The 17,176-nt window shown below is 66.5% G+C and carries 11 protein-coding genes; 6 read left to right on the top strand and 5 right to left on the bottom strand.

Annotated features, from left to right (window positions below; all coding sequences use genetic code 11):
* Window position 1: 1 nt before the first annotated feature.
* Together AC5Y7D_RS04195 and AC5Y7D_RS04190 are read left to right on the top strand one after the other, a co-directional pair.
* Complete coding sequence (locus tag AC5Y7D_RS04195; protein ID WP_499921952.1) at window positions 2-2,218, top strand: MMPL family transporter; 2,217 nt, start codon at window positions 2-4, stop codon at window positions 2,216-2,218.
* A 131-nt stretch (window positions 2,219-2,349) separates the two neighbouring features.
* Window positions 2,350-4,263, top strand: coding sequence for a serine/threonine-protein kinase (locus AC5Y7D_RS04190; RefSeq protein WP_499921950.1), 1,914 nt, complete (start codon window positions 2,350-2,352; stop codon window positions 4,261-4,263).
* 3 nt (window positions 4,264-4,266) lie between these two features.
* Here AC5Y7D_RS04190 and AC5Y7D_RS04185 read toward each other — a convergent pair whose 3' ends face one another.
* The 4 genes from AC5Y7D_RS04185 to AC5Y7D_RS04170 form a co-directional block, all read right to left on the bottom strand.
* Window positions 4,267-4,722, bottom strand: a complete 456-nt coding sequence (locus AC5Y7D_RS04185; RefSeq protein ID WP_499921948.1) for a pyridoxamine 5'-phosphate oxidase family protein — start codon at window positions 4,720-4,722, stop codon at window positions 4,267-4,269.
* A 76-nt stretch (window positions 4,723-4,798) separates the two neighbouring features.
* Window positions 4,799-5,458, bottom strand: a complete 660-nt coding sequence (locus AC5Y7D_RS04180) for a VIT1/CCC1 transporter family protein (protein ID WP_499921946.1) — start codon at window positions 5,456-5,458, stop codon at window positions 4,799-4,801.
* Between the two features lie 114 nt (window positions 5,459-5,572).
* Window positions 5,573-6,757 carry an APC family permease gene (locus tag AC5Y7D_RS04175; RefSeq protein WP_499922174.1) on the bottom strand — a complete coding sequence of 395 codons (1,185 nt, stop codon included), beginning with the start codon at window positions 6,755-6,757 and terminating at the stop codon, window positions 5,573-5,575.
* A gap of 90 nt (window positions 6,758-6,847) precedes the next feature.
* Window positions 6,848-8,284: a WS/DGAT/MGAT family O-acyltransferase gene (locus tag AC5Y7D_RS04170; RefSeq protein WP_499921944.1), complete on the bottom strand. Its 1,437-nt coding sequence runs from the start codon at window positions 8,282-8,284 to the stop codon at window positions 6,848-6,850.
* 166 nt (window positions 8,285-8,450) lie between these two features.
* On the opposite strand from AC5Y7D_RS04170, the gene AC5Y7D_RS04165 reads away from it, so the two are divergent.
* Window positions 8,451-10,628 carry a glutamine synthetase III family protein gene (locus tag AC5Y7D_RS04165; RefSeq protein ID WP_499921942.1) on the top strand — a complete coding sequence of 726 codons (2,178 nt, stop codon included), beginning with the start codon at window positions 8,451-8,453 and terminating at the stop codon, window positions 10,626-10,628.
* Between the two features lie 70 nt (window positions 10,629-10,698).
* Here AC5Y7D_RS04165 and AC5Y7D_RS04160 read toward each other — a convergent pair whose 3' ends face one another.
* Complete coding sequence (locus AC5Y7D_RS04160) at window positions 10,699-12,111, bottom strand: PPE family protein (protein WP_499921940.1); 1,413 nt, start codon at window positions 12,109-12,111, stop codon at window positions 10,699-10,701.
* Window positions 12,112-12,391: 280 nt separating this feature from the next.
* Here AC5Y7D_RS04160 and AC5Y7D_RS04155 point away from each other — a divergent pair, with 280 nt between their 5' ends.
* The 3 genes from AC5Y7D_RS04155 (at window position 12,392) to AC5Y7D_RS04145 (ending at window position 17,141) form a co-directional block, all read left to right on the top strand.
* The gene (locus AC5Y7D_RS04155) at window positions 12,392-14,203 is read left to right on the top strand and encodes a serine/threonine protein kinase PknE (protein ID WP_499921937.1); all 1,812 of its coding nucleotides are present in this window, start codon (window positions 12,392-12,394) and stop codon (window positions 14,201-14,203) included.
* Window positions 14,204-14,227: 24 nt separating this feature from the next.
* Entirely contained in the window at window positions 14,228-14,713 is a 486-nt protein-coding gene (locus tag AC5Y7D_RS04150; protein ID WP_499921935.1) for an SRPBCC family protein, read from the top strand.
* 67 nt (window positions 14,714-14,780) lie between these two features.
* The gene (locus AC5Y7D_RS04145; protein ID WP_499921933.1) at window positions 14,781-17,141 is read left to right on the top strand and encodes a Tex family protein; all 2,361 of its coding nucleotides are present in this window, start codon (window positions 14,781-14,783) and stop codon (window positions 17,139-17,141) included.
* The last annotated feature ends 35 nt before the right edge of the window (window positions 17,142-17,176 follow it).

Raw genomic sequence — 17,176 nt, 5'->3', positions numbered from 1 at the left:
CGTGCTGTACCGGATCAGTCGCCTGGCCATCGCCTTTCCGCGCCGGGTCATCGCCGTGGCGGCGCTGGTCATGATCGGTGCCGCAGTCTTCGGCGTCCCCGTCGTCGAACATCTCTCCGGGGGTGGGGGACTCGACCCCGGGTCCGAGTCGTCCAGAGCCTCCGCGCTGCTGTCGCAGAAATTCGGCCGGGGCGATATGACCATGGTGATCGCAGTAACCTCCCCGGCCGGCGCGAACGAACCCCGAGCCAAGGCTGTCGGTGTCGATCTCTTTCGGCAGCTGAAGAATTCGCCCGACGTCAGCGACGTGCAGTCGGCGTGGACGGCGCCGCCCGAAGCGGCTCCGGCGCTGTTCAGTAGCGACGGGAAAACCGGGCTCATCGTGGCCGCCATCTCCGGTGGCGAGAGCAAGGCGCCGCTCAACGCCAGGCGACTGGCCGACGAACTCGTGCACGACCGCGACGGGATCACCGTGCGGGCCGGCGGCGACGCCACCGTCTATTGGCAGGTGAACGCGCAGACTCAGCAGGACCTGTTGGTCATGGAGTCGGTGGCACTGCCACTGAGCTTTCTGGTGCTGGTGTGGGTATTCGGTGGCCTGGTTGCGGCGGCCTTGCCGGTGGCCGTCGGCGTGTTCGCGATCCTGGGTTCACTGGCGGCGCTGCGCACCATCACCCTGTTCACTGACGTGTCGATCTTCGCCTTGAACCTGTCGGTCGCAATGGGCATGGCGCTGGCAGTGGACTACACGTTGCTGATACTCAGCCGATTCCGCGACGAGCTGGCAGACGGCCATTCTCGGGAGGCGGCGCTGGTTCACACCATGGCCACCGCGGGCCGCACCGTGTTGTTCTCAGCGATGACGGTCGCGCTGTCCATGGCGACGATGGTGCTCTTCCCGCCCTATTTCCTGAAGTCGTTCGCGTATGCGGGAACCGCGGTGGTGGTGTTCGCCGCAGCGGCAGCGATCACCGTCACGCCGGCGGCGATCACGCTGCTGGATCAGCGTCTGGACGCCTGGGATGTGCGTCCGATGATGCGCCGGATCTTCTGGGGCACTGCCGGCAGTAAGAGGTCGTCGCAGGGGTGGTCTTGGTACGACTGGACGAAAACGGTGATGCGGCACTCGGTGCCCATCGGTCTCGCGGTCATTGCGATCCTGCTGCTGTTGGGCTCACCGTTTCACCGGGCCCGGTGGGGCTTCGCGGATGATCGGATTCTGCCCACCTCAGCTTCGGCACGCCAGGTGGGGGATCTGCTGCGCACTCAATTCTCCGCCCGCGGGGACATCACCGTCGTGTTGCCGGATGCGGCCGCTGTCAGTGCGGTGGAATGGGATTCGTATGCCGCTCGGCTGTCGCGGGTGCCGGAGGTGAAGTGGGTGGCCTGGATGGGCGGCACCTTCGTCGACGGCGAGCGGTTCGGTCCACCCTCGGCGCCTTACGGACTCAGGGATGGTAGTGCGTTTCTGACCGTCGGGACCACCGCTGCGCTGTACACCACCGCTTCAACAACTCAGCTGGACCGGCTGCACGCGGTGCCCCCGCCGCAGGGCAAGTCAGCGTGGCTGACCGGTCTGGCCCAGAGCAACCGGGACAGCGTGCACGCCATCGCGTCTCGCCTGCCGCTGGTGCTCACGCTCATTGCTGCTATCACGCTGGTGCTGGTGTTCCTCCTGACTGGCAGCGTGGTGTTGCCCGTCAAAGCCGTGTTGATGAACACGCTGTCGCTGACGGCCGCGTTCGGCGCGCTGGTGTGGATCTTCCAGGAAGGGCACTTGGGCGGACTCGGCACGGCGGCCACCGGCAGCCTGGGTGTTCAGTTGCCGGTTCTGTTGTTCTGCATCGCATTCGGCTTGTCCATGGATTACGAGGTATTTCTGATCTCGCGAATCCGGGAGTACTGGTTGGCATCCGAGCAGGGGCCGGGCGCCAATGACGAGAGCGTCGCACTCGGGGTGGCCCACACGGCGCGGGTGATCACCGCTGCGGCGCTGATCATGACGATCTCGTTTTCGGCGCTGATGGCCGCTCAGGTTTCCTTCATGCGGTTGTTCGGTTTCGGCTTGACGGTGGCCGTGGTGGCCGACGCGACGCTGGTCCGCATGGTGCTGGTGCCGGCGTTCATGCACGTGCTCGGCCGGATCAACTGGTGGGCACCGAAACCATTGGCGCGCCTCCATGAGCGGTTCGGACTGCGCGAGGCGCCGAGCCGGTAGCCGCTGCCTCTGAGGCAAGAATTTGGCAAGAGTTGCGACAAGATGTGGCAAGCGTCGCGCGGCACGGTATGGGTGCCGGCCACATCCGGCGGCCCCGACAGGGTTCACCGCAACGCAGAAGGACAGACATCGTGGACACCACTCACCCGCTGACGTTGACGACCGGCCAGATGTTTGCCGGATTCAGAATCATTCGGGTATTGGGTGCCGGTGGGATGGGCACGGTGTATCTCGCCGCGCACCCGCGGTTACCGCGGGAGAATGCGCTGAAGATACTGCCGGCGCAGTTCGGGTCCGACGCGGTGTCTCGCGCCCGGTTCGAGCGCGAGGCCGAATTGGCGGCGAGTCTTTCACATCCGCACATCGTGCGGATCCACGATCGTGGTGAGCAGGGTGGCCAGTTCTGGCTGTCCATGGACTATGTACCGGGCACCGATGCGTCCCGGATGCTACGCGAAAGATTTTCTGGCGGAATGCCATTGAACGATGTAGTGCGAATCATCGCTGCGGTCGCGTCGGCGTTGGACTACGCCCATGGTCGCGGCCTGCTGCATCGCGACGTGAAGCCGGCGAACATTCTGCTCGAAGAGGACGGCCACCACCCGCCGGGAATCTACCTGGCCGATTTCGGTATCGCACGGCGCATCGATGACGCGGTCGGCCTCACCGCGACCAACATGACGGTAGGCACGGTGAACTACTCCGCGCCCGAGCAGCTGCGCGGCGAGCACGTCGATGGCCGGGCAGATCAGTACGCGTTGGCGTGCACTGCTTTTCATCTACTGACCGGAGCCCCGCCGTTCGACGACCCCAATTCGGCAGTGGTGATCAGCCAGCATGTCAGCGCCCCGCCGCCCTCACTGGGGGAGTCCCGCCCCGACCTGGTCGGGCTGGATTGGGTGTTCGCCACCGCGATGGCCAAGGATCCGGCCCGCCGGTTCGCCAGCTGCCAGGAATTCGCCGATCATCTGACCCGGCAGTCGGCTCCCAGCTATGCCTATGCCGGCCAGATTCCGGGAGCCGCCCTCGAGTACCCACCCACCTCTACCAGCGTCACACTGCCGGCCTTGCCCATCAACCGGCGCGGCCGTCGAACACGGATCGTGATCGGCGCCGTGGCCTGCATCGCACTGCTGATCGGCGGCGGTGTCTATGCGGGGGAAAAGCTCAGCTCGCGCTATCAGGAGAGTGTGGCGGCAAAGGCTCCCGCTGCGTCAACCACCGCACCAGCACCCAACACGGGTCCGTTCACCGGTTCCTATCAAGTCGAATTCGGCGTGGTGACCGGTGTCGATGGCCAGCCCGCCCCGGTTGCAGTGACGCCGAGTACCGAAACATGGTCGGTGCGTTCGGTGTGTGGAGCTGCCGGATGCGTGGCGACGTCGTCTCGACAGGGCGGCGACACCATGCAGGTGCCGACCATGGAGTGGGACCAGGTCGACGGCAACTGGGTTGCGGCCGGTGTCGGCACGAGCACCTGTGGCGACGTGGAAGGTGAAGTGTGGGAGACGATTTCGCTACAGCCCCGGCCAGACGGCTCACTCGCCGGTGAGGCCACCCAGACGATGGCCAAGGGGTGTGCCAACAAACGCACCGTGACGTTCACCCGCACCGGCGACACCGACGTCAACAGCCTGCCCGACCCCGCCGCACTCCCGCCGCGGGTGACCTCCCCCGCGGCGGCCCTGCATGGGCACTACCATCAGACATCGGTCCAGCCCAACGGTTTCAAAGAGCAACTCGACTACTCGGTGCGGACCGATTGCCTGCGCACCGGCACCCGGTGCCTGAGCCTTTTCCACACCGCGCCGGCCACCGCGATGGTGCTGCTCTACGCAGACGGAACGTGGACCTACGACCGGGAGTTCGACGGCAGGTGCTACAAGGGCGGCATGGCGCACGTGAGAATCGTTGTGCCCTTTACCCTTCCGCAGCCGCTGCAAGACCCGGTCACGCTACTCGCCGGTCATGGTCACGAGGAAATCACCGGCAGCGCCTGCCCGAGTACCGACGTCGAGGTGACCTTCGCGCGTACCGGCGACTGAGTCCTACCGGGTTTCGGTGCTCGCCGCGATGTGCGGGGTTGCCCGCGGGCTGAACTGAAACCGGCGGCCCGTCACCGACTCGGGAATCACCCGCACATAATGCGTTTTGTCCGAGTCCGTCCACGGCAGCAGGTGCGCACGTTCGGCCTCAGCGATGTCCTCGTCGCTGCGCACCGAACGTGCGGTGCCCTTGATGATGACGCTCCAGCCTTCGGCGACGTTGTGGTCGTCCACTTCGAACACCACGTTGTTGTTGATCGCCGTGCTGACCAACTTGGTGCCGCCGGCGGTCCGGAACAAAATCGTCTTTCGTTGCACAACGTAGTTGACCGGAAAGATCTCGGGGCGACCGTCGACGGCCGTCACCAACCGGCCCAACGTAATGCCGGCCAGCAGCTCCCAGCATTCGTGGGCGGACAGAATGGTGCCGCCGACGTGGTCTTGGCTTTCATACGTCATGATGACCAGGCTATTCAACAAGCCGGGCAATCGCGCGTGCCAAAGGTCCTCTCCTGTGGGGACCTAAGCGTGCAGGTCAGGTCACCGCAGTGCCGAACAGGTGACCGATTCCGTAGGTGAGGGCAAGTCCAGCGGCGCCGCCGACCGTGACACGCAGCACTGCGCGGCGCACACTGCTGCCGCCGATCCCGGCGCTGAGCGCACCGGCCAGACCCAGGGCGACCAGCACCGCAACGAACGTCAGCGGTACCCGCCAGGCGGCGGGAGGAAGGAGAATCGCGACGAGGGGGAGGAGCGCGCCGGCGACGAAGGAGCCGGCCGATGCCGCCGCGGCATGCCACGGATTGGTCAGTTCCTCGGGATCGAGGTTCAGTTCGGCTTCCGCGTGGGCAGCGAACGCATTGTGGGCGGTCAGTTCTCTCGCGACCTGCTCCGCGGTTCCAGGCGTCAGGCCCTTGGCTTCATAGATGGCGGTGAGTTCGGCCAGCTCGGTGTCGGGCGTTTCACGCAGCTCGCGACGCTCTTTGGCGAGCATCGCCCGTTCACTGTCGCGTTGACTGGACACCGAGACGTACTCGCCCAGTGCCATCGATACGGCGCCGGCGACCAGGCCGGCCAGTCCGGCGGTGAAGATGGGCCCGCGGGCGGCGGTGGATCCGGCAACCCCGACCACGAGGCCGGCTACCGAGACCACACCGTCGTTGGCGCCGAGCACCGCAGCTCGCAGCCAGTTCAATCTGCCGGATTCACCTTCTCGGTGGGGTTCGGAGGGGTGAGGCCGGCCGCTCTGATCGTCGATCACGGGGTCAAGCCAACCGCAGCCGCGCGAGTCACGCCAGCAAGCGAAGGCTCACCGATCTCGCCTCACCAAGCGTCGAACCCAGAACACCACCGCGCCCAGAGCGAGGAACACGGTACCCGCGATCACCGATGTCAACGGCAGGGCGAATGCCACGACGACGCAGCCCAGTGCGCCGACCACCGGAATGACCTTGGGCGGCGCAGCTTCGTCGGGCCGCAGGGTGAAGGCGGACGCGTTTGCGATCGCGTAGTAGACCAGCACCGCGAACGACGAGAAGCCGATTGCACCGCGCAGATCAACCGCCGCCGCCAACGCCGCGGCCACTAGCCCGACCGCAACCTCCGCGCGATGCGGCACCGCGAACCGCGGATGCACGGCATCAAGCCGGCGCGGAAGGTGGCGGTCGCGCGCCATCGCCAGCGTGGTTCGGGAGACCCCCAGCAGCAGCGACAGCAACGACCCCAGCGCAGCCAGTACCGCGCCGACCGCCACCACCGGCACCAGCCAGTCGGCACCTGTGGCGCGCACCGCCTCCACCAGGGGCCGGGCCGCCGAAGCGAGCCGTTGCGGCCCGAGCACCGTCAGTACGGCCACCGCGACGGTGGTGTAGACGGCCAGAGTGATCGCCAGCGCGATCGATATCGCCCGCGGAATGGAGCGGGCCGGGTCGCGAACTTCCTCGCCCAGCGTGGCAATGCGGGCATAACCGGCGAACGCGAAGAACAGCAGCCCCGCGGACTGCAAAACCCCGCCGACCGTGATGCCCGGAAAGCTCGTCAGATGCGCGACCAGGTCACCGCCGCCGAAGCCGAACGAGGCCACGACGACCGCTGCCAAGACGAGCAGCACGGTGGCCACGATGCTGCGGGCAAGCCAGGTCGACTTCTGCACACCCAGGTAGTTCACGACCGTCAGGCCCAGCACCGAGACCACCGCGACGGCGTGGGCGTGGGCCGGCCATGCGTATGTCCCGACTGTCAGGGCCATCGCGGCACAGGAGGCGGTCTTGCCGATAACGAATCCCCAGCCGGCGAGAAACCCCCAGAACTCGCCCAGGCGCTCCCGCCCGTAGACATAGGTGCCCCCGGAGGCGGGATAGAGCGCGGCCAACCGTGCCGACGAGGTTGCGTTGCAGTACGCCAGTGCACCCGCGGTTGCCAAGCCGATCAACAGACCGGCCCCGGCCGCCCGCGCCGCCGGCGTCAGCGCCGCGAAGATCCCCGCACCGATCATCGAGCTGAGGCCGATCACCACCGCGTCGCCCACACCGAGGCTGCGCCGCAATTGGTTTGATGGCCGATCGTCGGTCGTCACCAGAGCACGCTATCGCGCCGCGGCCAGCAGTTCCCGGAAGGCGCTGTCCATGCACTGCGCATACCAAGCAGGGTCGGGCAGAGCGTCGCGATCCGCGGTGGCGCTGATCGACAGAGTCCCGTCGTAGCTGGCTACCACGTGGCAGAGGTTCAATCCGCCGATCAGCGGACCCAGACCGGCGGCGCGCACCAGGCGCGCCCCGCGGAAGTAGATCGGGACGGTCGGTCCCGGAACGTTGGTGACGGTCGTGTTGGCGACGGTCGGGCCGGAGAAGGGGAGCACGCTGGCGGCCTTGGCGGTCACCCCGAGCAGCGCTGTCGGCAAGGTGGCCACCAGTTCCAGCATCTGCGTCCTGTTCGACTGCTCGGCTTCGGAACGGCTCTGCGCGGTCGATTCGGCAATGGCGGCCAGTCGCTCGAGCGGGTCGGCGACGTCGGTCGCAAGTGGCTGCAGCCGGCCGGCCAGCAGGTTTCCTCTGCTGCTCGTATCGCCGGCTTCGCGTAGCGAGATCGGGCAGGCTGCGACGAGCGACTCATCAGGCAGCTCGCCGTGACCGGTGAGGTACTCGCGCAGGGCGCCGCCGACGTAGGCGAGCGCAACGTCGTTGACGGTTGCGCCGGGCACCCGCGCCTTGATCCTCTTGAAATCGGCGAGATCGTGGAACCGGGCCTCGAACACGCGGTGCGGTGACGCCGTCTGGTTGAATCGGGTCCTGGGTGCGAACGTGGGCCGATTGCCTTCGGCGACACTGCTTATCACGCCGCCCACCAGCTTGCCCGGCAAACCCGCCAGACCTCGCAGCAGCTGCGGTGCACTCGACAATACGACCTTGCCGGCCCGTACCGGGTACAGCGCCGCATTGACCGCCGTTCGCGACAGCAGATCGGAGGTCGACGGCAGCGCCGCCGGGCGCCACGGCCGATCCGGTCCCGCCGGGCGGGGGTTGTCGGCAGCCAGGTCGTGCAGCGCCGCGATCATCTGAACGCTCGCCATCCCGTCGACCGCGCAGTGGTGCAGCTTCAACGCCATCGCAAAACAGCCCGCTGGCACCCCTGGCACCGCGTTCAACCCCTCGATCACGGTGATCTCCCACGGCGGACGGCGCAGATCGATCTGCCGGGCGTGCAGCCGTGCGACCTGGATGCACAGCTGCCGCCAGTCACCGGGTTGCGGCAGCCCGATGTGGCGGACGTGGTACTCGAGGTCGAAGTTCGGATCCTCGACCCAGTAGGGCATGTGCAGGCCGCCGGGCAGCTCGGTCAGGCGTCGCCGGAAAACATCGGCGAGGTGCAGCCTGGCGTCGAGTTCCGCCAAGATGCCTTTGAAAGTCACCTTGCCGCCCGGGGCGGTCGACGGGTCGTAGATCAGGAGCATCTGAATCTGTAACGGCGTGGCCGGGCCTTCGGCCCGCAGCATCATGTCGTCGCTCCAGCTCAGTTGCTGCACGTCACATCCCCGATTCATCGCGTCTCACGTTCGCAACCAATGCTGCGCCACCGTTGACGCCTGCGTAACAAGATCGCCATCGAACCTCCCTACGGTGAGGCGGTCTAGGGTCCGTCAAGCGATGAGCGACGGACCCCCTCAAAGCAAGATGGCGATAGGAACTGAATTGAGCGGAAACGCGGTCCGCCTGCAGGCGATCAACAATGTCGAGGCATACATACCCCCGGCGATCAGTTTTGTACCGGGCGAGGCCCCCGGCGAGGTCTTCGGCTCCAACGTGTTCACCAAGGCCGAGATGCAGGCGCGGCTGCCCAAATCGGTGTACAAGTCGATCGTGGCGACCATCGAGAAGGGCGCCAAGCTGGACCCCGCAGTCGCCGACACGGTGGCGGTGGCGATGAAGGACTGGGCGCTGGAACGAGGTGCCACCCACTACGCGCACGTGTTCTACCCGATGACCGGGCTGACGGCCGAGAAGCACGACAGTTTCCTCGAGCCTGTCTCGGACGGGCAGACGCTTGCCGAGTTTGCCGGCAAGACGCTCATTCAGGGTGAGCCAGATGCGTCCAGTTTCCCGTCGGGCGGCCTGCGCAGCACTTTCGAAGCACGCGGCTATACCGGCTGGGACGTCACCAGCCCGGCCTACATTCTGGAGAACCCGAACGGCAACACGCTATGCATCCCAACGGTTTTCGTGTCGATGACCGGCGAGGCGCTGGACTACAAGACTCCGCTGCTGCGTAGCCAGCAGGCGATGGGCATTCATGCAGAGCGCATTCTGGCGCTGTTCGGTCATCAGGACCTGAACAAGGTGGTGTCTTTCTGCGGGCCGGAGCAGGAGTACTTCCTGATCGACCGGCACTTCTTCCTGGCGCGACCGGACTTGATCAATGCCGGGCGCACGCTGTTCGGCGCGAAACCGCCCAAGGGTCAGGAATTCGACGACCACTACTTCGGTGCCGTGCCCGAGCGTGTCCTGGGCTTCATGATGGACACCGAGCGCGAGCTGTTCAAACTCGGCATTCCGGCCAAGACGCGGCATAACGAGGTGGCTCCGGGCCAATTCGAGGTGGCGCCGATGTTCGAGCGGGCCAACATCGCCTCTGACCATCAGCAGCTGCTGATGACGATTTTCAAGACGATCGCCAAGAAGCACGGGATGGAGTGCCTGTTTCACGAGAAGCCGTTCGCCGGGGTGAACGGCTCCGGCAAGCACGTGAACTTCTCGCTGGGCAACTCCGAGTTGGGATCGCTGCTGGTGCCGGGTGACACGCCGCACGAGAACGCCCAATTCCTGGTGTTCTGCGCGGCGGTGATCCGGGCCGTGCACAAGTTCGCGGGGCTGCTGCGGGTGTCGGTCGCCTCGGCCACCAACGACCATCGGCTGGGGGCCAACGAGGCGCCGCCCGCGATCATTTCGATCTTCCTCGGCGAGCAGCTCGCCGATGTGTTCGAGCAGATCGCCAAGGGCGCGGCCACGTCGTCAAAAGGCAAGGGCACGATGATCATTGGTGTGGACACGCTGCCCCCGTTGCCCACCGACGCCGGTGACCGCAACCGCACCAGCCCATTCGCGTTCACCGGCAACCGATTCGAGTTCCGGGCCCCGGGCTCCGGGCAGACGGTCGCGGTGCCCATGATCGTCCTGAACACGATCATGGCCGACTCTTTCGACTACCTGGCGACAATTCTGGAAGGGGCCGTCGAGAACGGCGAGGATTTCGATGCCGCGGTGCAGAAATTGCTCACCGACGTCATCACCGAGCACGGTGCGGTGGTGTTCAACGGCGACGGCTACTCGGAGAACTGGCAGATCGAGGCGGCCGAGCGTGGACTGCCGAACCTCAGAACGACGCTGGACGCCATCCCGGAGCTGATCAAGCCGGAGGCGGTCGAGGTTTTCGAGAAATACGGCGTTTTCAGCGAGCGCGAGTTGCACAGCCGTTATGAGGTGCGGTTGGAGCAGTACGCGCTGACCATTGCGGTGGAGGCCAAGCTGGCGCTGGAAATGGGGACGACGGTCATCTTGCCGGCAGCCGTTCGCTACCAGACCGAGCTTGCACAGAATGTCGCGACGCTGAAGGCTGCCGGCGTCGAACCGGACACCGTTGCGCTGCATGCGGTTTCCGCTCCACTCGCGGACCTGACCGCCGCACTTGTCACGTTGAAGACCGCGCTGAGCGATCAATCAGCGACCTCAGCGCTCGAGGAGGCTCAGCACGCCCAGCAGCAGCTGCTGCCGGCGATGGAGGCGGTGCGGGCAGCGGCCGACGCGTTGGAAGGTGTGGTGGCCGACGACCTTTGGCCACTGCCCACCTACCAGGAGATGCTCTACATCCTCTGAACGACGTTCGCAAAGACCGTCGTCGGGCGTGAGGGCCGGCCGCAACAGCGGACCCGGTGATTCCCGGCTCTCACGCCCGCCGGCTCGTGTCATCGGGGTCCCAGGTGCTCGGCGTCATCGGCACCGTCGGTGCGCCGGTGAACGAGTTGCCGTCGGCGGTAATCAGCCCACTGGCAGCTGCGATGCCGGATTTCGTTGCCGTGCCAGTGAATCCGATCGGTCCTGCACCCGCATCCGAGTGGCCGGCCAGAGCCGCCGTGACATCCATGGTCAGGTATTCCTCGCGGTAGCCGCGACTGTCGAGGTCGCCGCGGCGGCGTCTGGGGGACTGGCCTGTGCAGCTGGTCGTGGCCACGGACGAGGCGGCGATCCGCGACGCCGGGGCGCGCACGGTTGCCTGGTCGCGCACGGCGGGACCGACCACCGGGCCGGGGCCCGCGCCGCCGACGAGGTAGGTGGGCCCGCCGGATGGCCCGGGCGGGCCGGTGGCGGAGGCGGCAGGCGCCGGCGCTGGCGGGGCAGGGTTGACTGCCGGTGCGGCACCCGCCGTCAAAGACGCCGTCGGGGCGATGCCGGCTACGGGTATGACGCGTTGCGCACCCGCAGGCACCGGCGCATGGTCGGCCAGTCCCACCGGGATCTCCGGAGGTGCGCACAGGGCGGACAGGCCGATCGCGAGCGGCAGCGCACCGAGGCCGGGTGCCATGATGACGTTGTAGATGGGCGATCCCAGCAGCGCGAACGTCGCGGCGTAGGCGAACACGTAGATCAGCGGAAGCCAGGTGGTCATCGCGGTCGCCGGATTGATGGCGAAGTCGGTGATGATCTGCACCACCGTGCCGAAGGGATTGGTGAGCAGACCCTTGAGTGCCCGGTACATGCCGGAAAAGTGCTCCGACCAGGCCAGCAACTCCTCGATGGGATCGGTGGGCGGGTACTTGGCCGGTTCGGCCGTACCGATCGGCGGCGCCGTGTCGGTAGGCGTCACCGCGGTCACAGCGGACGCCGAAAGTGCTTGATAGGCGGCCATAGTCGTGGCGGCCTGCATCCACAGGCGGGCATAGTCGGCTTCGTTCAGTGCAATCGGGATCGTATTGATGCCGAAGAAGTTGGTCGCGATCAGCATCCCGTGCAGGGCGTGATTGGCCGTCAGTTCGGCAAGGGTCGGCATGGCCGCCAGCGCAGCGGTATAGGCGGTCGCGGCCGCCTCGTGCTGCGCCGCCGCGCCGGCACACTTGGCACTGGCCTGGACCAGCCAACCAAGGTATGGCTCATGGCCCGCGGTGTAGCGCGCCGCCGTGGGGCCATCCCAGGCTCCACCCTGAACGGTGGCAAGTATCGCCGACAGCTCGGTCGCGACCTGTGTCAGCTCGGCACTGAGGGTGGCCCATCCCGATGCGGCGGCCAACAGCGAGCGCGGTCCCGGTCCGCTGCTCAACAGGCTGGAGTGCACCTCGGGCGGAAGCGCCATCCACACGGTCATCGGTGCCCTTTCGTGGGTCGGGTTGGCGGGCCAGGGTCGACGACGGCCAAACTAAGCTTTGGATAACCTAATTTAATTTAGGCTGCCCTTGCTAGAGGCGCAATCAGCTATGTGTTCGGTAAGGGTGGGCTCCCTGGTAAGCGCGCCCAGCGCCTACTGGAGCCATTAGCCTTATGCCTGGCACGCCACCGCGTACTCGTGTCCGACGCAGGTAATGGTCGGGGGCGCGAAGGCGCCTTCGGATCGGTTAGCTGCGCGAAAGGCGGGTGAGGAGTCGGCGATGGGAGACACGTCCGAGGGTTCGCGGGTGGGGACGCAATTCGGTCCGTACCGGTTGCGGCGCCTGGTCGGGCGCGGCGGAATGGGTGACGTATACGAGGCCGAGGACACGGTGCGGGAACGGGTCGTCGCGCTCAAACTGATGTCACAGTCGCTGTCGCAAGACCCGGTCTTCCGCACCCGGATGCAACGCGAGGCGCGTACCGCGGGACGGTTGCAGGAACCGCATGTGGTGCCGATTCACGACTACGGCGAGATCGACGGTCAGTTGTATGTGGACATGCGGTTGATCGACGGCAAAGACCTGGCCGCCATCCTGAAGCGCTATGGCCCGCTCACCCCGCCGCGCGCCGTGGCGATCATTCGGCAGATCGGGGCAGCGCTGGACGCCGCACACGCAGCAGGTGTGACGCATCGTGACGTCAAACCGGAGAACATACTGGTCAGCGCCGACGACTTCGCGTACCTGGTCGATTTCGGCATCGCCAGTGCCGGCACCGACGAGAAGCTCACCCAGATCGGCAGCACGGTCGGAACTCTGTACTACATGGCGCCGGAGCGTTTCGGCGAGGCCGAAGTGACCTACCGGGCCGATATCTACGCATTGGCCTGTGTGCTGTACGAGTGCCTGGCCGGATCCCCGCCGTACCGGGGCGACCAGCTCAGCGTGATGGGCGCCCACCTGAATCAGGCCGTTCCGCGGCCCAGCGTCGCGCGCCCGGGTGTTCCGGCGGCTTTCGACGAGGTGATCGCCCGCGGTATGGCCAAGGATCCCGCCGATCGCTATCCCACCTGCGGTGACCTCTCGGCAGCGGCCTACGCGGCGCTGGCCACACCAGACCAGGACCGTGCCGCCGACATTCTCGAGCGCAGTCAGGTCGGCAAAGTGCCGCCGCAATATGCCGGTCAGACGCCCGCAAGCTTCCCGGCTACGCCACCGCCTGTGGTACCGCAAGGGTCAACCTGGCCACCCGCCGCTCCCGGAACGCAGCCGGCTGCAGCCGGCCAGGGAGGCCCGGGGTGGGCCGGCACGCACGGCTGGGGAACCACGCCTGCCGCGGCCACCGGCGCGCCGCCGTGGGGTCAACCACCGCCGCGTCCGGCCGGCCTGCTGCGTAAGCCGTGGTTCTGGGCCGGATTCGCGGTAACCCTGATCGTCGCGGTCGCGGGCGGGCTGATCGTCGGCTTTTCCCAGTCCAAGCACCCAGGCTCACCGCCCAAATCGTCGACGCCGCCGCCGGCCCCGGATGCGGTACAACTGAACGTGCTCAATGACGGTGTCTTCGTCGGCAGCTCCGAGGCCGTCGCAACGATCGACGTCTTCAACGAACCGATCTGCCCGCCCTGCGGTGCTTTCATCAGGTCCTACGCCAGCGACATCGACACCGCGGTGAACAATAAGAAGCTCGCGGTTCGATATCACCTGTTGAATTTCCTCGACGAGCAGTCGCACACCAAGAACTACTCGACTCGCGCCGTAGCGGCGTCATATTGCGTTGCGGCGCAGAATGATCCGAAGGTCTACAGCAGTTTTTACGCTGCCCTGTTCGGCAGCGACTTCCAGCCGCAGGAGAACGCACCCGCCGATCGGACGGACGCCGAGCTCGCGCATCTGGCGCAAACCATCGGGGCCAACAACACGGCGACCAACTGCATCAAGTCGGGCGCCGATCTCGGCACCGCCCAAACCAAAGCCACCAATGCCAGCGCGTCACTGGCCGGGTTCAATGCCAACGGCACACCCTTCGTCTGGGACGGTAGTGGGGGCGTGGACCTGCAGAATCCGAACTGGCTGACCAAGCTGATCGGTTGATTGCGGAGTCGTAGTGTGAGCGGGGTGACCGAACGCATCGAATCCGAACGCACCATCCCGGCTCCTGCCGCAGACATCTTCGCGCTGCTCTGCGACCCGCAGGGACACGTCGCCATCGATTCGTCGGGGATGCTGCAGGACGCAGACGGCGATCCGGTACAGGCTGTGGGTGATAGTTTCGTCGTGCACATGGATCGCGAGTCCTTGAACGACTTCCCGCAGTTGGGGAAGTACGACGTGACGGTCGAGATCAGCGAGTTCGAGCCGGATCGGCTGATCGCCTGGACCATCCTCGGCCAGATCCGGCCGCAGATCGGCCACGTCTACGGGTACCGCCTGCAACCCACCGACGACGGTGCGGCCACCGTCGTGACGTCTTTCTACGACTGGTCGGACATCGACCAGCAGTGGCGGGATGCGGGCATCTTCCCGGTCATCTCCGAAGGGGCGCTGCGGGCGACGCTGGGCATCCTGGACCGGACCGTGCGGCGCGGGTATCCGCGCCCGTAGCCGGTTCGGCAGGCGCGCCGTGCCGGCTTGACGAGCGCTGTCGCAGGCATTCGGTAGGGTCCTGCGGGTGACTTCGACAGCCACCCTCAAATCCGTAAATGCCCGCCTCGCTGAGGAACTGGCGATCGACCTGACCCAGGTGATCGCCGCGGTCAAGCTGCTGGACGACGGCGCTACCGTGCCGTTCATCGCCCGTTACCGCAAGGAGGTCACGGGCAGCCTCGACGACGGGCAGCTACGCACCCTCGAAGAGCGGTTACAGTACATCCGGGAACTCGACGAACGCCGCGCTGCGGTCCTCGCGTCAATCGAAGAACAGGGCAAGCTCACCGGCGAGCTGAGGGCGGCACTACTGTCCGCGGGCACCAAGGCCCGCGTCGAGGACATCTATCTGCCGTACAAGCCGAAGCGGCGGACCAAGGCACAGCTCGCCCGTGAAGCGGGGCTGGAGCCCCTGGCCGACCGGCTGATCGCTGACCCGACACTGATCCCCGAAGCTTCCGCGGCGGAGTTCGTCGGTGACGATTTCCCTGATGTCGCCGGTGCCGCGTCGGCGTTGGAGGGTGCGCGGCACATTCTCATCGAACGGGCGGCCGAGGACGCAGAACTGGTCGGCGCGATTCGTGAGACGTTCTGGGGGCGGGCCGCGCTGCGCACCGCGCCCTGGTCGGAAGAGGCGGCGAAAACTGCTGAAGCGCAGAAGTTTCGCGACTACTTCGATTTCTCCGAATCGCTGGAGACCATGCCGTCGCACCGGGTGCTCGCCGTGCTGCGCGGGGAGAAGGAAAAGGCCCTGGCCTTCACCTTCGACGGCGGACCCGACGACGTCTACGAAGCCATGATCGCGCGCGCTTTGGAGGTCGACCTGTCACCGAAGACCGCTGTGCAGCCCGCCCACCGGTGGTTGGCCACCACCGTGAATCTGGCTTGGCGGGCCAGATTGATGTTCTCCGCGACGGTCGATGCCCGGATGCGATTGCGGCAGCGGGCGGAGCAGGAAGCGGTGGCAGTGTTCGCCCGAAACCTCAAGGACCTGCTGCTGGCCGCCCCCGCCGGAGCCCGTACCACCCTGGGCCTCGATCCCGGTTTCCGCACGGGCGTGAAGGTTGCCGTGGTCGACGGTACCGGCAAGGTGCTCGACACGTGCGCCATCTACCCGCACCAACCGCAGCGACAGTGGAACGCCGCCAAGGCGACCCTGGCTGCGTTGGTCGCCCGCCACGGTGTCGAGTTGATCGCAATCGGCAACGGCACCGCGTCGCGCGAAACGGACGCCCTCGCAAGCGAACTGATCGCCGATATCCGGGCAGCCGCTGGTGGCTCCGGAAGCGTCCCGGTGAAAGCGATGGTGAGCGAAGCCGGCGCGTCGGTGTATTCCGCGTCGGCCTACGCAGCGCATGAACTGCCGGATCTGGACGTGACCCTGCGTGGTGCGGTGTCGATCGCCCGGCGGCTGCAGGATCCGCTCGCCGAATTGGTGAAGATCGAACCGAAATCCATCGGCGTCGGGCAATACCAGCATGACGTGACCCCCGGCATCCTTGCCCGCAGTCTGAACGCGGTGGTCGAGGACGCGGTCAATGCCGTGGGTGTGGACCTGAACACCGCATCGGTCCCGCTGCTGGCACGAGTATCCGGAATTTCGGAGTCCCTGGCCGAGGCCATCGTGGCCTACCGCGACAACACCGGTCCGTTCGCCAACCGCCGCGCGTTGTTGAAGGTTCCGCGGTTGGGACCCAAAGCATTCGAACAGTGCGCGGGATTCCTGCGCATCCGGGACGGAGACGACCCGCTGGATGCGTCGGGCGTTCACCCGGAGGCCTACCCGGTGGTGCGCCGTATCCTGGACCGCTCCGGTGTCACGCTGGCCGAGATCATCGGTGACGAACGTGCGTTGCGCAGCCTTCGCCCCGCCGACTTCGCCGACGACAGGTTCGGCATCCCGACCGTGACGGATATCCTCGCCGAGCTGGAAAAGCCGGGGCGCGACCCGCGTCCGGCCTTCAACTCGGCAACGTTCGCTGCCGGCGTCGAAAAGGTTGCCGACCTCAAGCCCGGCATGGTGCTGGAAGGCGTGGTCACCAACGTTGCCGCGTTCGGGGCCTTCGTGGATGTCGGGGTGCATCAGGACGGCCTGGTGCACATCTCCGCAATGGCCGAGCGCTACGTCTCCGATCCCCACGAGGTGGTCCGCTCCGGCCAGGTGGTGCGGGTGAAGGTCGTGGAGGTCGACGTCGAGCGCCAGCGCATTGGACTCAGCCTGCGCCTGGACGACCAGCCACAGCGCGCCAAGCGTCCCGACCGGGATGGCAAAGGCGCTGCCCGGCAACGTAATCCGCAGCAGTCGAGGAGTTCCGGCGCACGGGCGCCGGGCCCGGCCGGTAACTCGATGGCTCAGGCTCTGCGCGACGCCGGCTTCGGACGGTGAACCCGGACGCGTAGTACTACTCATCCCGGATTTCA

The organism is Mycobacterium sp. NGS49, from assembly GCF_059812565.1.
This window is presented reverse-complemented; position numbering and strand designations above follow the sequence as displayed.

Coding starts and splice junctions, on each gene's coding strand:
- AC5Y7D_RS04185 (WP_499921948.1), bottom strand. CDS start 4,722: ATGACGTATGAAAGCCAAGACCACGTCGGCGGCACCATTCTGTCCGCC.
- AC5Y7D_RS04175 (WP_499922174.1), bottom strand. CDS start 6,757: ATGATCGGTGCGGGGATCTTCGCGGCGCTGACGCCGGCGGCGCGGGCG.
- AC5Y7D_RS04155 (WP_499921937.1), top strand. CDS start 12,392: ATGGGAGACACGTCCGAGGGTTCGCGGGTGGGGACGCAATTCGGTCCG.
- AC5Y7D_RS04160 (WP_499921940.1), bottom strand. CDS start 12,111: ATGACCGTGTGGATGGCGCTTCCGCCCGAGGTGCACTCCAGCCTGTTG.